The 14586-nt window shown below is 63.5% G+C and carries 14 protein-coding genes; 6 read left to right on the top strand and 8 right to left on the bottom strand.

Features of this window, described 5'->3' with window-relative positions:
* Window positions 1–14: 14 nt before the first annotated feature.
* From RTCK_RS13930 to RTCK_RS13900, 8 genes are all read right to left on the bottom strand, one after another.
* Window positions 15–1217: an ABC transporter permease gene (locus RTCK_RS13930; protein ID WP_142593246.1), complete on the bottom strand. Its 1203-nt coding sequence runs from the start codon at window positions 1215–1217 to the stop codon at window positions 15–17.
* Window positions 1207–1920 carry an ABC transporter ATP-binding protein gene (locus RTCK_RS13925; RefSeq protein WP_142593245.1) on the bottom strand — a complete coding sequence of 238 codons (714 nt, stop codon included), beginning with the start codon at window positions 1918–1920 and terminating at the stop codon, window positions 1207–1209. The genes RTCK_RS13930 and RTCK_RS13925 overlap by 11 nt, the downstream gene beginning before the upstream one ends.
* Before the next feature lie 9 nt (window positions 1921–1929).
* On the bottom strand, window positions 1930–3216 hold the full coding sequence (locus tag RTCK_RS13920; RefSeq protein ID WP_408004546.1) for an efflux RND transporter periplasmic adaptor subunit: 1287 nt from the start codon (window positions 3214–3216) through the stop codon (window positions 1930–1932).
* Window positions 3217–3595: 379 nt separating this feature from the next.
* On the bottom strand, window positions 3596–3808 hold the full coding sequence (locus RTCK_RS13915; protein WP_142593244.1) for a hypothetical protein: 213 nt from the start codon (window positions 3806–3808) through the stop codon (window positions 3596–3598).
* A gap of 57 nt (window positions 3809–3865) precedes the next feature.
* Window positions 3866–3991, bottom strand: a complete 126-nt coding sequence (locus RTCK_RS21050) for a hypothetical protein (RefSeq protein WP_268963134.1) — start codon at window positions 3989–3991, stop codon at window positions 3866–3868.
* A gap of 126 nt (window positions 3992–4117) precedes the next feature.
* On the bottom strand, window positions 4118–5146 hold the full coding sequence (locus RTCK_RS13910) for a Gfo/Idh/MocA family protein (protein ID WP_142593243.1): 1029 nt from the start codon (window positions 5144–5146) through the stop codon (window positions 4118–4120).
* The gene (locus tag RTCK_RS13905) at window positions 5146–6132 is read right to left on the bottom strand and encodes an MDR/zinc-dependent alcohol dehydrogenase-like family protein (RefSeq protein WP_142593242.1); all 987 of its coding nucleotides are present in this window, start codon (window positions 6130–6132) and stop codon (window positions 5146–5148) included. The genes RTCK_RS13910 and RTCK_RS13905 overlap by 1 nt, the downstream gene beginning before the upstream one ends.
* Before the next feature lie 115 nt (window positions 6133–6247).
* Window positions 6248–6805 carry a DUF1003 domain-containing protein gene (locus RTCK_RS13900; protein ID WP_142520635.1) on the bottom strand — a complete coding sequence of 186 codons (558 nt, stop codon included), beginning with the start codon at window positions 6803–6805 and terminating at the stop codon, window positions 6248–6250.
* A gap of 186 nt (window positions 6806–6991) precedes the next feature.
* On the opposite strand from RTCK_RS13900, the gene RTCK_RS13895 reads away from it, so the two are divergent.
* From RTCK_RS13895 to RTCK_RS13870, 6 genes are read left to right on the top strand one after another with little or no spacing between them, the layout of a single operon-like run.
* The gene (locus RTCK_RS13895; RefSeq protein WP_142593241.1) at window positions 6992–8098 is read left to right on the top strand and encodes an NAD-dependent epimerase/dehydratase family protein; all 1107 of its coding nucleotides are present in this window, start codon (window positions 6992–6994) and stop codon (window positions 8096–8098) included.
* Window positions 8095–10137 carry an NAD-dependent epimerase/dehydratase family protein gene (locus RTCK_RS13890; RefSeq protein WP_142593240.1) on the top strand — a complete coding sequence of 681 codons (2043 nt, stop codon included), beginning with the start codon at window positions 8095–8097 and terminating at the stop codon, window positions 10135–10137. The genes RTCK_RS13895 and RTCK_RS13890 overlap by 4 nt, the downstream gene beginning before the upstream one ends.
* A complete protein-coding gene (locus RTCK_RS13885; protein WP_328803967.1) occupies window positions 10137–11249 on the top strand; it encodes a glycosyltransferase family 4 protein in 1113 nt (370 codons plus the stop codon). The genes RTCK_RS13890 and RTCK_RS13885 overlap by 1 nt, the downstream gene beginning before the upstream one ends.
* A gap of 2 nt (window positions 11250–11251) precedes the next feature.
* Complete coding sequence (locus tag RTCK_RS13880) at window positions 11252–12382, top strand: CgeB family protein (protein ID WP_142593239.1); 1131 nt, start codon at window positions 11252–11254, stop codon at window positions 12380–12382.
* Complete coding sequence (locus RTCK_RS13875; protein WP_142520640.1) at window positions 12379–13467, top strand: CgeB family protein; 1089 nt, start codon at window positions 12379–12381, stop codon at window positions 13465–13467. Before RTCK_RS13880 ends, RTCK_RS13875 begins: the two co-directional genes overlap by 4 nt.
* A complete protein-coding gene (locus RTCK_RS13870; protein WP_142593238.1) occupies window positions 13464–14579 on the top strand; it encodes a CgeB family protein in 1116 nt (371 codons plus the stop codon). Before RTCK_RS13875 ends, RTCK_RS13870 begins: the two co-directional genes overlap by 4 nt.
* The last annotated feature ends 7 nt before the right edge of the window (window positions 14580–14586 follow it).

Here is a 14586-nt window from a genome sequence, read left to right as displayed (position 1 = left end):
GCACGGCCCCCTTTTCATTCGTGGCGGAGTGCGTCGATAGGGTTCATCCGGGCGGCACGGCGCGCAGGGAAGTAGCCGAAAACGACGCCGATCGCGGCCGAAAAGGCAAAGGCGACGATGATGATGGCGGGGCTGGTGACGAAGGGCACGTTCAGGAAGCCCACGGCGCCATAGGCCAGGCCCAGCCCGGCAAGGATCCCCGCAACGCCCCCGAAAACGGACAGCATCACCGCCTCGACGAGGAACTGCGTCAGGACTTGTTTCTCCAGCGCGCCGATGGCCAGCCTGATGCCGATCTCGCGCGTGCGCTCCGTGACCGAGACCAGCATGATGTTCATGATGCCGATGCCGCCGACCAGCAGGCTCACGGCCGCCACCGCGCCGAGAAGGCCGGTGAGGAGGGTTGTGGTGCCGGTCATCGCGGCCGCCATTTGCGACATGTCTGCGACCGAGAAATCGTCGTCGCGGCCGATGGCGATGCGCCGCCGCTCGCGCAACAGGCTTTGGACATCCGCCTGGACCTTCGCCGTCGAGACGCCGTCCTGCGCCGAGAGGATGATGCTGGAGATCGTCGTGGTGCCACCGATGCGCCGCTGGTGCAGCTTCAGGGGCATGATCACGGTATCATCTTGGTCGTCTCCCATTCCCGACTGACCCTTGGTCTCCAGAAGACCCACGACAGGGCAGGCGACATTGCTGACGCGGATCGTCTCACCGACCGGATCGGCGGAGCCGAAGAGCTCCCGTCGCACGGTTTCCCCGATGATGCACGCGGCCTGGCCGCGCTCTTCAGCGGCCAGAAAGCTGCGGCCGGAAGCCAGTTCCCAGTCCTGCGCGATGAGATAGTCGTTCGTCGTGCCGATGACGCTGGACGAGCGATTTTCTCCCCCGGCGATGATCGTGGCGGTTCCCCGATTCACGGGTGCTATGGCGCGAAGTCCGGCTATCTGCTGCCGGATGGCTTCCACGTCACGATCCTCGAAACGCTTCGCCTCGGCGCTGGCGCGTCCGGGACCCCACTGGCCGGGGCGGACGAAGAGAGTATTGGTGCCGAGCCGTGCCAGTTCGGCCTGAACCTGAGCCGTGGTGCCGTTGCCGATCGTCACCATCGCGATGACGGCAGCCACGCCGATGACGACGCCCAGAACCGTCAGGAAGGAACGCAGGAGGTTGCGGCTGATGGCGCGCCAGGCAAGTTTGGCCGTCTCAAAGAACATGGTCCGGCTCCTTCACCCGTATCTCGTCGCCGGCGAGCCTTCCGTCGACGAAGCGCAGGAGGCGCTTGCCGTAGGCAGCGATATCCTCCTCGTGGGTCACCATGATGACCGTGATCCCCCGGTCACGGTTGAGCCGTGAAATCAGCTCCATGATCTCGCGGCTGGTCTTCGTATCGAGATTGCCGGTCGGTTCGTCGGCGAGGAGGACAGCCGGATCGGTGACGATCGCACGGGCGATCGCGACGCGCTGCTGCTGGCCGCCCGACAATTCCTGGGTGGTATGGCCCTCGCGGCCCTTGAGTCCGACCTGTTCCAGCGCCTTGTGGGCCAGCTTTCTGCGTTCGCGGGCCGACACGCCGCGATAGACGAGCGGCAGTTCGACATTCTCCACTGCCGATGTGCGGGCAAGAAGATTGAAGCCCTGAAAGACGAAGCCCAGCATGTGCCGGCGCAGGAGAGTGAGTTGCGTTCGCGAAAAGTCTGCGGTGGGAATTCCCTGAAACAGATAATCGCCGGAGGAGGGCACATCGAGCCCCCCGATGACATTCATGCAGGTCGATTTACCGGAACCGGAAGGTCCCATGATCGAGACGAACTCGCCGGCGGAAATGGACAGGTCGACCCGGTCCAACGCCCGGATGGTCGCTTCGCCTCGTCCGTAGAACTTGGAAACCTGGCGGAATTCGATGAGCGACTGATTCATGGTCGCGGCTCACCTGTTACGGGCGGTCGCGTCGGTGATCACCAGATCGCCTTCCTGCAACTCGCCGCCACGCACGACCGTCGACTGCCCGTCCGAGGGCCCGGTATCGACTGAAACGCGCTCGGGCATGCCGCCACGAAGTAGCCAGACGCTGCGTTCGGTTCCCTCCCGAGAGGACTGACGGGCACGACTTCCCATGCGGGGTGGACGGAAGAGCCTCGTCAGGAGGTTGCCGCCGCTGGAACGGGCTTCATCCGGCGGCGAGTAACGCAGCGCGGTGTTCGGCACCAGCAGGGCGCCGTCAACGGACTGGACGACGATATCCGCGGTGGCCGTCATGCCCGGCCGCAGCAGCAGATCGTCGTTGTCGACCGTCAGGATCGCCTTGTAGGTCACCACGTTGGAGACGGTTTCCGATGCATAGCGGATTGTCTGGATTCTTGCGGGAAAGCTGCGGTCGGGATAGGCGTCGACGGTGAAGGTGGCGTCCTGGCCTTCATCCACCTGCCCGACATCGGCCTCGTCCACGGCCACCTGAAGTTCCATCTGCCGCAGATCTCCGGCGATGGTGAACAGCACGGGTGCATTGAGCGAGGACGCCACCGTCTGGCCCGGCTCCACGTCGCGCGTCAGGATTACCCCGTCGATGGGCGATATGATCTCCGCCTTGGCGAGGTTGACCTCGGCAAGGCGCAGACTGGCCTCCGCAGACTGGACAGATGCCTCGCTGACGGCCTTGGCGGCGACAGCGGCCTCATGGGCGTAGCGCGCTATGTCGAGATCCTGCTGGCTGGTGACATTGCGTTGCGCAAGTCCGGTCAGGCGGTCGAAGCTCGTCCTGGTGGAAGCAACCTCCGTCTCGGCCTTAAGCAGGTTGGCGCGGGCGGAAGCCAGCTGCGCCCGCGCATTCTCCACGTCCGCCTGCAGCTTGCTGGTATCGAGCTCCGCCAGGATATCGCCCGCCTTGACGGGCGAGTTGTAGGTGACGTTGACGGCGCGGATGGTGCCGGACAATTCGCTCGAAATATCCACCTGGTCCGTCGGCTGTACGGATCCCGTCGCCGTGACGATGACCTCCAGGTCTCCCCGCGTGACCGGCTGCGTCGTGTAGGTAAAGGATGGAGCTTCCCCCTGAAAATACAGATAGCCGCCGATACCGCCGGCGATCAGCACGAGCAAAGCCATGCCCCAACCGATTTTCCGAGCGCCCGGTTTGCGGCGTTGATCGGCAAGAATGGCGGCGAGATCCGGTACGGCGCTGGCCTTGCTTCCGCCGATATCGTTTTCCAGTTTCACCCTGCTTTTCCTTCTGTACGCGGCTTTTACTTCAGGCAGGTTCGCTGTCGCTGAGCCAGATCAATTTGCCGTCCATGTCCGCAATGACATGTCCGCGCAGCCAGACCAACTTAAACTTCCGTAACCTGAGAGTGGTGCCAGGCCGCCCATGGCAGGTCGCCAAGTTATCCGCTTGTTATGAAGGCCCGTCGCCCGTTGTTCTCACACGAGAGGACGGCGTGATGATCGGATCCGGGGGAATCAAGGAAGATGCCAGTGTCGAAGGCGGTATGTGCGGGTCAGGGCCAATGGCGACGCCGCCGTATCGCCCAAGCAGGAAGACGCCGGCGGTTCCCGTACACCAGAAGACCCATGCCCCGGCCTGCGCAGGGCATGTTTGCTATTCGACGCGCGTCTCCACCCGTTCCGGCGACGGCACGCCGAATCGTTCCTGTTGGAAGGCCGTCTCGTCGGCCAATCCCGCCAGACGGGCTGTTTTGTCCAATCCGGCATCGGTGGTGGATGGGTCGATCTCCGACGGCCACAGAAAGACCGCGACGACATAGATGGCCATTGCCGCCGCGAATGTAGCGATGATGTGGTTCCGGTTCATGACAGAAATCCTCCTACGGCAGTGAAAGAACTACTCAGAGGCGAACAGCTGAACGCACTAGTTCTGCGCGGACATTTCCATCGGCGAGGCCATGATGTCCGACTCGCCGATCGAGCGGTCGACGTACTTGAATGCCAGAATGCTCAGAACAGACGCGAGCATGACAACCAAGATAATGCGCATGCGAGACTCCTTCGGGTCTCACAACACGCTCGCCTTCAAGAGGTTCCGTCCTCCATTGCCGCCGGCACCACATCTAGTGATTTTTCTCAGGGGCGCACGAAATCCCAGGGTCGTAGCGGTCACGGATCACGCCACGCGATAAATCCGGTCGAGAGCCTCCGCCGTTGCAAGATATTCGCCGGCGGCCGGGTCGAAACATGCTCCGTCACCGAGCCTGCGCGCCCAGTCGATGGCGGCGCGCCCGCCCCAATCCTCCGGGGGCTCGACCAGCACCTCCCGTGCGGTCCCGCGGAAACGCTCGGCGGTGAAATCGTAGAACGAGCCGTTCACGTTGCGCATCGCGGCCCCGCCGTCGGTACCATAGAAACTTGCACCGATGACGGCGTCGCAACCCGCCTGCAGCCGCCAGGAACAGGTGAGGCGCACCACGGTCCCCGTCTCCAGTTGCATCGTTACGGTGGCGAAATCCTCCACCCGATCCGACGTGGTCGCAATTGGCTGTCCCTGATGGAAAAGCTGCGAATCGACCTTATCGATCCGCGGGAAGTCCAGGGCCCACAGAGCGAGGTCGGCAAGGTGGATGCCGAGATCCATGACGCAGCCGCCGCCGGAGCGGGCCTTGTCGTAGAACCAGTCCTTGTCCGGGCCGTAGGCGTTGTGAAACACCAGATCGACGGCATAGATGTGCCCGAGTTCGGCGTTCTGGATAAGGCGGCGGATCCGCCGCATGCCCCCCGTATGACGGTAGGAGAGGTCCACGCCGAGAAGCCGGTCTGCCCTCCTGGCGGCCGTGACGACCGCCTCCACCTCGCCTGCATCACGTCCCAGCGGCTTCTGGCAGAAGACAGCCTTTCCGGCTTCCAGCACCTGGATCGATTGCTCCGCATGCTGGGCGCTCGGGGTGGCGATCACGACGCCGTCGAGATCATGGCGGAGCAACTCCTCCAGGCCGGAAGCAACGGCAGCATCGGGTGCGAGCTTGCTGGCCTCCTCCGCCATCTCCCTGGAGGCGTCAGCGATGGCGACGGCCTGGCCTGCTCCCGAGGAGAGGATCGCTTCCATGCGGTGGCGGCCGATCCAGCCGACGCCCAGGAATCCGAGACGGGCCGGCCGGGTGGCTGCGGAAAATGCACGTTCCGAAACAAGTTCGTTCATCAGTAGATCACCAGTGCCTTCAGAAAACCCTCGGGGCGGTCGCGGGTGCTGTTCAGCGCGTCGTCGAGCTGCTCCAGCGGGAAGCGGTCGGTGTAGAGCGAGGACGGGTCGAGGCGGCCGCTCACAACCGCTTCGACGGCCTCCCGTATGCCTCGGACGTATACTGCAGGATCACGCTCATGGGCGTTGATCACATCGAGCCCGCGCCAGTTCCACATCTGCATGTTGACCTGGCGTGGGCCGTCCTGATGGTAGCCGGCAACGACCAGACGCCCGCGTTCCTTCGTCAGTTCTGCGGCGAGATCGAGCGGCCACTGTTTGCCGACCGCCTCGATGACGCAATCGCACATCGTCCCGTCCGTCAGCCGCTTCACCTCTTCGATGATCTGCCAGTGATCCTCCATCGGGATACATTCGGCTGCGCCCATGCGTCGTGCCACATCAAGCGAGAAGGAACGTCGCGAAATGGCGATCACCCGCGCGCCTGCGGCAGTCGCCAGCTGTGTCAGCAGCGCGCCAAGGAAACCGATGCCGATGATCGCCACCGTTTGCCCGGCCTTGATCTCGCTGCGGCGGAAGATGTTCATCGCGCAGCCAAGCGGCTCGCCGGGGAAGGGCATGCCGGCGAGTGCGGAAGGCAGAGGCACGACCTTGTCGGCATCGGCAACGTCGTGGGTGGCATAGGCGTGGAAGGAGAGGGCGGCGACACGGTCGCCCACCTTCAGACCCTCGACACCTTCGCCCAGCAGGTCGATACGCCCCCAACCCTCGTGGCCGAGCCCGCCCGGCTCCGTAGGAAACTGCATCCATTCCGGTCCTGCCCAGGGAGCGAGGTTGGACGCGCAAACGCCGCAGCCTTCCAGCTTGATCCTGACCTGGCCGTATCCGGGTTGCGGTAATGGTCCTGCCGCAACAGTCATCTTTCCCGGCCCGGTTATGATGGCAGCGTTCATCAAGCTGGTCTCAGACACAGTCATGACGTTCATCTTCGGGGGTCTCCCTCAACATGATTTTCAGAAGCCGCGCAGATCCCGGAGGGGCGGCCTCGGGCGTCAACTCCTGCGGTCGGCAGGAGTTCCGGAAGAAGATGAAGAACCTCGCTCAGTCGCTGTTCTGCCGCTCGATCTCTTCGAGGACGGCTTCCGGCGAAACGGACTTTTGCATTTCCTCGATCTCTTCGGTTGCCACCTGCGGATCGGCCTCCAATTTCTCGGCGATGGCGGAGACCATGGTTACCAACTTCGTGGTCTCATGCTCGTTGAGCAGGGCGATCTGGAGACTGAGGTCCGCACGCTTGTCGTCTTCAGCCGCCATCCGGTTCTGGCTGATGAGCACGAAGGTGGAGATGAAGATCGCCTCCACCGATGCGGCCATTGCAAGCACGACCAGCGAAGGATCCCATGCAGGCAGGATCGGCAGCCAGCCGACGTTGATGAGTATCCACAGCCCGAACAGGACCGCGTGGATATAGATGAAAGTCATGCTGCCGACGAAGGCGGTGATGGCATTTGCCGCCTTCTGTTGCAGAGAGAGGCTTCTTTCCTCCTGCGCCCTCCTGCTGATGAGGGCGTCGATGTTCCGGTCCAGTATATTGGAAATCGGCGGACCTGCACTACCCTTGTAGCAGACGCCGGTTTCTTCGGTTTGGGGTGACGCCATTGGCCGCGCCTTTGCTTTCTGATCCAGAACGCCCTCAAACGCCGATCGAGTTCAAAGGGTTCCGGACATCGCGGCCCTGTTCGGTTGATGTCATTGAAGACAAAGAAGTCATTGAAGAAGGAACTTTTCGTAGCGCGACGGGTTCACATCGCAAACCGCAATTTTGTTCCAGCCAAGAGTGAGCATATGTCGACAATCCTACTGACAGGCGGGTGTGGCTTTATCGGGCGGCACGTGGCGGAAGAGCTTCTTGCCGCGGGCTATCAGGTCCGCATCCTCGACGCCATGATCGATCAGGTTCATGGCGACGCTGAAGCGGAGGTGCCGGAACAGGCCGAAGTGATCCGCTCGGACGTGCGCGACAAGGATGCGGTAGTGCGGGCGCTGCAAGGCGTAGAAGGGGTGATCCACCTCGCGGCCGAGGTGGGTGTCGGCCAGTCTATGTACGAGATTGCACGCTATGTCGGCGGTAACGACTTGGGCACGGCGGTGCTTCTGGAGGCAATGATCGGCCTTCCGATCCGCCGCATCGTCGTCGCCTCGTCCATGAGCGTCTACGGAGAAGGACTGTATGCGACGGACAGCGGCGAGACGCTGGGTTTCATTCGCCGCAAGGCCGATCAGGTTCGGCAAGGCCGCTGGGAGCCGCAAGGGCCAAACGGCGAAACCCTCACCCCCATCGCCACCGACGAGAACAAGCCGGTGGATCTCGCCTCCATCTATGCACTGACCAAGTATGCGCAGGAAAAGCAGGTACTGATCTTCGGCGAGGCATACGGCGTGGAAGCCGTGGCCCTGCGCCTCTTCAACGTCTTCGGAGCGGGGCAGGCGCTTTCGAATCCCTATACCGGCGTGCTGGCCAACTTCGCCTCCCGCCTCGCCAACGGCCAGCCGCCGACCATCTTCGAGGATGGCCAGCAGCGCCGCGACTTCGTCCACGTCCGCGATGTGGCCCGCGCCCTCCGGCTGGCGCTCGAGCAGCCTAGCGCCAATGGTCACGTAATCAACGTCGGCAGCGGCCAAGCCTATACGGTAGAAGAGGTGGCGACGCTTCTTGCGGCGGCCATGGGCGTACCGGAAATCAAGCCAGAGATCATGCACAAGGCGCGCTCCGGCGACATCCGAAACTGCTTCGCGGATATTTCCAAGGCGCGCGATCTGCTCGGCTTCAAGCCGCAATACAAGCTGGAAAACTCGCTCGGGCCGTTTGTCGAATGGGTTCGCAGCACCGGTGCCGTCGATCGTGGCGCAGAGATGCGGCGGCAGCTGGAAGAGCGGGGTCTCGTATCATGACGACCGGCGGATCTTCGGCCAGCAGCGGTGTCGGGTCGAAGCGGTTCGGCTTCGTCGAGTGGTTTCGGCCCGGTGAATACGAACGGACGGAGGAGATGCTGCCGGGCATCATCGCCACCGGCGCTTCGTATCTCCGAACCCATCTTTCCTGGGCGGAATACCTTGCCCCAGGGGGCGAGGAATGGTTCGACTGGCTGATCCCGCGGATCGGCGCGCAGATCGATCTTCTGCCTTGCGTTCACTACACGCCGCCCTCCATGTCGCGGACCGGCCGGTCATCGGGTGCTCCGAAGGACCTCAAGTCCTATGCCGATTTCATCGACCATGTCCTGACCCGCTACGGAAAGCATTTCCGCCACGTCGAACTGTGGAACGAGCCGAACAACCTTCTCGACTGGGACTGGCGGGAAGACGGCGATTTCCAGCTGTTCTGCGAGATGGTCGGGGGAGCCGCATACTGGACAAAGCACCGGGGCTTCAAGCCGGTTCTCGGCGGTCCTTGTCCTTTCGATCCCTTCTGGCTCAACCTGATGGGGGAGCGGGGGGTGCTCGGGGTCGTCGACGCGGTCGGGTTCCATGGCTTCCCGGGCACGTGGGACAGCGAAGAAGGGAGCTGGGGCGGCTGGGACATGCATCTCGGCGAAATGCGCAGGATCCTCGACCGCCACAATCCGCACGCCGAGATCTGGGTAACCGAGACCGGCTATTCCACCTGGCGGAACGACGAGATGGAGCAGGTGCGCCGCTTCTCGAAGGCGCTCGACGTGCCCGCGGACAGGCTCTACTGGTATTCATGGGCCGACGTACCCCCGAACGTTGCGGTGCAGGAAGGCCTTTGGTTCGATCCGCGCCACTACCACCTTGGCGCCATTACCCATGACGGACAGCCGAAGCTTCTCGCCCGCCTGCTGACGGAAGGCGGGGTGGGCCGTGTCCGGGAGGTCACGGAGTTTCCGGCGCCGCGTATTGCAAACGGCGCAGCGCCCGTCGTCATCACCGGTGGCAGCGGCTTCATCGGCTCCAATCTTGCCGACAGCTTCCTGGGCGAGGGCGAGGACGTCGTCATCCTAGACAACCTCGGGCGCCCCGGCGTCGACCAGAACCTCGCCTGGCTGCGGGAGCGCCATGGCGACCGGGTCCATCCCTTCCTCGCCGACATCCGCGACATGCGAGGGATTGAGGCGGCCTTCACCGAGGCCAAGGCGGTCTTTCATCTCGCCGCACAGACAGCAGTCACCACAAGTCTTTCCCATCCGATCGATGATTTCGAGGCCAATGCCCGGGGTACGATCAACGTGCTCGAGGCGGTCCGGAAGGCGGGCAGGAAGGCGCCGGTCATCTTCGCCAGCACCAACAAGGTTTACGGCGCGCTTGAAGACATCAAGATGCTTGAGCTCGACGACCGGTACATTCCGGCGGATGAGGCGATCCGCGCGCACGGGATAGACGAGCAGCGTCCGCTGTCCTTCTGCACGCCCTATGGCTGCTCGAAAGGCGTCGCGGATCAGTATGTCCTGGACTATGCCAAGTCCTTCGGCATTCCGAGCGCAGTTCTCCGCATGAGCTGCATCTACGGGCCGCGTCAGTTCGGTACCGAGGACCAGGGCTGGGTCGCGCACTTCCTCATCCGCGCGCTCGCCGGCGAGCCGATCTCCATCTACGGCGACGGCAAGCAGGTGCGCGACATTCTCCACGTGGACGACGCAGTGGCGGCTTATCGCGCGACGCTCGCCTCGATCGATCAGGTGAAAGGCAATGTCTTCAACCTCGGCGGAGGACCGCATAATTCGGTGAGCATTCTCGGCGTGCTGCGCGAGATCGAGAAGCTGACCGGCCGGCCGCTGCAGACCTCCTTCGGGCCGTGGCGTGCGGGCGACCAGTATTTCTTCGTGGCCGATACGCGGAAGCTGGAAAGCGAGCTCGGCTGGCAGGCGAGGGTCCGCTGGCGGGGCGGCATCCGGCATCTGGCGGAATGGCTCGTGGAGCATCGCTTCGGTGGACGTCCGATCCTTCGCGAACCGAAGAGGATCACGGCGTGATGCAGCAAGTGCTCTCCTTGAACGGGATGCGGCTCCTCATGACGGTCGACTCCATCGGTGGCGTCTGGCGCTACGCGATGGATCTCGCGGCAGGACTTCGAGACCTGGGGGCTGAGACGCTGTTCGTCTGCCTCGGTCCCGGGCCGACGGAGGACAAGAGGGAGGAGGCAGAGCGTATCGGCCGACTGATTCTTCTCGACGCGCCGCTGGACTGGCTTGCCCGCAACAAGAGCCAGTTGACGGCGGTTCCGGAGATGCTGGCCGAACTGGGACGGCAGGAGAGGGTGGACCTTCTTCACCTCAATCTTCCGTCGCAGGCTGCGAATATCGCGACGGACATTCCGGTGGTCACCGTCTCGCATTCCTGTGTCGTCACCTGGTTCGCGGGGGTTCGCGGCACGCCCGTACCGACAGACTGGCAGTGGCAGCAGGAGCTCAACCGGTCCGGCTTCGACCACTCGGACGCGGTGGTATCCCCAAGCTTCAGCCACGCTGCAATGTTGGAAAAGGCCTATGGCCCGGTTCCTCGGTTGCACGTGGTGCATAACGGAAGCCGGCTCGAAAATATCCTCACCGGGAAACGGGACGTGGTCTTTGCGGCCGGTCGCTGGTGGGACGACGGCAAGAACGGGACAGTTCTCGACGAGGCGGCGCGCTCCGTCCGTTGGCCGGTGCTGATGGCGGGTGCCACCGAAGGGCCGAACGGCCAAAGCCGGCCAATTCATCATGCCCTCCACAGGGGAGAGCTCTCGCATGGGCAGACCATGAGCTTGATGCACGAGGCAAAGATCGTCGCCTCCCCATCACTCTATGAGCCATTCGGCTTGGCCCCGCTGGAAGCAGCCCGAGCGGGCGCGGCCCTCGTACTCTCTGACATTCCCACCTATCGGGAGATCTGGGAGGGCTGCGCGTATTTCGCCGATCCGCGCGATCCCGTGCTCTTCGCGGCGGCGATCAACCAACTGGCTGAGGATTCGGACCTGCGGGCGGCGCTGGCCGTCAAGGCCTACGAGCGGTCGTTGCAGTTCACGGTCGAGGCACAGACGCAGGCGATGGCGAAGATCTACGCCGGGCTGCGCTCACCCCACAAAACACTGCACGCAGCGGAGTAGACATGCGTTTCATCTTCTACACCCACTCACTCATCTCCGACTGGAACCATGGCAATGCACATTTCCTGCGGGGTGTGATGCGGGATCTCGTCCGTCGCGGCCATGAGGCGATTGCGCTGGAGCCGGAAGGCGCCTGGAGCCGTGAGAATCTGATCCGGGACCAGGGTGCCGCGGCAATGACGGCATTCCACAACAACTTCCCGGACCTCAAAGCCGACATCTACGGCCCAACCTTTGATCATGCCGCGGCACTTGCCGATGCCGATGTCGTCGTCGTCCACGAATGGACGGATCCGGAACTGGTCGCAAGCATCGGCCGCATTCGCCGCGAAGGCGGGCGCTTCACCCTGCTTTTCCACGATACCCACCATCGTGCGGTCTCGTCGGAGGAGGATATCGCGGGCCTTGATCTTGAAGACTACGACGGCATCCTGGTCTTCGGCGAGACCCTGCGGGAGCGCTATCTCAAGGCAGGGTGGGGTCGCCATGTCTTCACCTGGCACGAGGCTGCCGACACGAGCCTGTTCAAGCCTATGCCCGAGGTCGAGAAGACGGGCGATCTCATCTGGATCGGAAATTGGGGCGACGACGAGCGGACGGCGGAGATTGCCGAATTCCTGGTGCAGCCTGCCGGGGAACTGCAGCTGAAAACCACCGTGCGCGGTGTTCGGTATCCCGAAGCGGCTCTGGCCTCGCTCAGCCGCGCCGGCATCGGTTACGGCGGCTGGATCGCCAATGCCGATGCGCCGCGCGCGTTTGCTCAGCACAGGGTGACGATGCACATTCCCCGGCGTCCTTACGTCCGGAACCTGCCGGGGATACCGACGATCCGGGTGTTCGAGGCTCTCGCCTGCGGGATTCCGTTGATTTCCGCACCATGGAACGATGCCGAACAGCTTTTCCGTCCGGGAGCCGATTTCCTCGTGGCCCGAAATGGAGAGGAAATGAAGGAATGCCTCAGGCGCATCCTCGCCGATCCGCAACTGGCGCAGGAGCTTTCGGTTTCCGGTCTCGAGCGCATCAGGGCGCGGCACACCTGCCGGCACCGCGTGGACGAACTGTTCTCGGTGCTTACCCTCTGCGGTACCGCCGAGGTCGCCAGGAAGCTCGCCACGACGGAGGCCGCAGAATGAAGATTGCCTTCTACGGATCAAGTCTGGTTTCAGCCTACTGGAACGGCGCCGCCACCTATTACCGCGGGCTGCTGCGCGCGCTCTCCGAGAAGGGCTACGACATCACCTTCTACGAGCCGGATGTCTACGACCGGCAAAAGAACCGGGACATGGACCCGCCGGAGTGGTGCAAAGTCGTCGTCTACGAAGCTACGATCGATGCCCTGAAGACGGTCACGGAAGACGCCGCAGCCGCGGACGTCGTGGTCAAGGCCAGCGGGGTCGGCTTCGAAGACGAGTTTCTGCTGGAAGAGCTGCTGCGCAAGGCGCGTCCGGAGGCACTGAAAATCTTCTGGGACGTCGATGCTCCGGCAACTCTGGCGGAAGTGCGCGCCTCGCCCGACCACCCCCTGCGCAACGCGCTCTCCCGACTGGACATGGTTCTGACCTATGGCGGAGGTGATCCGGTGGTCGAGGCCTACCGCTTCATCGGCGCGCGCGAATGCATTCCGATCTACAATGCGCTGGATCCCCAGACACATTATCCGGTGCCGGCCGAACCTCGCTTCGCCGCCGACCTCGGCTTTCTCGGCAACCGCCTGCCGGACCGGGAGGCGCGTGTCGAGCAGTTCTTCCTCGAACCGGCGGCACGCCTTCCGCAGCAGTCCTTCCTGCTCGGCGGTTCCGGATGGCACGACAAGCCGATGTCCCCCAACATCAACTACATCGGCCACGTCTCCACACGGGATCACAACGCATTCAACGTAACGCCCAAAGCTGTTCTCAACATCTCGCGCGCCAGCATGGCGGAGAACGGCTTCTCCCCGGCTACCCGCGTCTTCGAGGCTGCGGGAGCCGGCGGTTGCCTGATCACCGACTCCTGGGAGGGGATCGAGCTGTTCCTCAAGCCGAACGAGGAGATTCTGGTCGCGCGGGACGGCCAGGAAGTCGCGGATATCCTGGCGGACCTTTCGGACGAACGAGCCGATGAAATCGGTCGACGCGCGCTTCAGCGCGTCCTGGCCGAGCACACCTATGCCCATCGAGCCGACAAGGTCGACCTGCTGTTCCGCCGGCACGCGGAAACGCTGGAGGCTGCCGAATGACGCGGCCGCTCGATATCGTCATCCTCGGGCTGTCGCTGTCATCCTCCTGGGGAAACGGCCATGCCACAACCTTCCGCGCCCTCTTGCGCGGGTTGAATGCGGACGGGCATCGCGTCCTGTTTCTGGAGAGGGACGTTCCCTGGTATGCGAGCCAGCGCGACCTGCCGGAGCCTGACTTCTGCGAACTGCAGTACTATAGCGACCTCGACAACCTTCTTTCAGCCCATGCCGACCGTATCCGCACGGCGGATGCAGTGGTCATCGGCTCCTATATCCCGGAAGGCGTGCAGATCATCGATGCCGTGACCGCACTTTCCCCCAAGCGTCTCTGCTTCTACGACATCGACACGCCGGTCACCCTGGCCAAGCTCGATCGCGGTGACGAGGAATACCTGGCGCGCCGCCAGATCCCGCTCTTCGATGCCTATTTCTCCTTTTCCGGCGGCGAGGTGCTCGATCGGCTGGAGAAGGTCTACGGCTCGCGAAATGCCGTGGCACTCTACTGCTCGGTCGATCCGGACCGCTACGGCAACACCGGTGAACGACCCGAATGGGATCTGGGCTATCTCGGCACCTACAGTCCCGACCGGCAGCCGACGCTGGAGCGGCTGTTGATCGAGGTGGCGCGGCGCCTGCCGGACAGGCGTTTCGTGGTGGCGGGGCCGCAATATCCCGCCGACATCGATTGGCCGGCGAATGTCGAGCGTATCGAACACCTGCCTCCGGCGGAGCATCCTTCCTTCTATTCCCGCCAGCGCTTCACCTTGAACGTAACCCGCGCGGACATGATAGAGGCCGGTTGGTCGCCGAGCGTGCGGCTGTTTGAGGCCGCGGCCTGCGGAACTCCGATCATCAGCGACCACTGGCGCGGCCTAGACGAACTCCTGCCGTACGAGGAGGCTATCGTGATCGCCCGTGACACCGGGGATGTCGTGAACGCGCTGTCGCAGATCGATGACGACAAGCGGGCACGGATCGCGGCAGAGGCAAGGACGATCGTCATGCGCAGCCACACCGGCCTTGCCCGGTCGCGGCAACTCGTGGCCGCCCTGCTGGACCTTGAGCTGCGGGCCGGCGCGGAACAACCGGCCAGCCGGCGCATTTCGGCCTAGAGGATTG

This window comes from Pseudorhizobium endolithicum, from assembly GCF_902153245.2.
Lineage (GTDB): Bacteria > Pseudomonadota > Alphaproteobacteria > Rhizobiales > Rhizobiaceae > Neorhizobium > Neorhizobium endolithicum.
The sequence above is the reverse complement of the archived record's forward strand: the minus strand, read 5'-3'. Positions and strand labels throughout refer to the sequence as shown.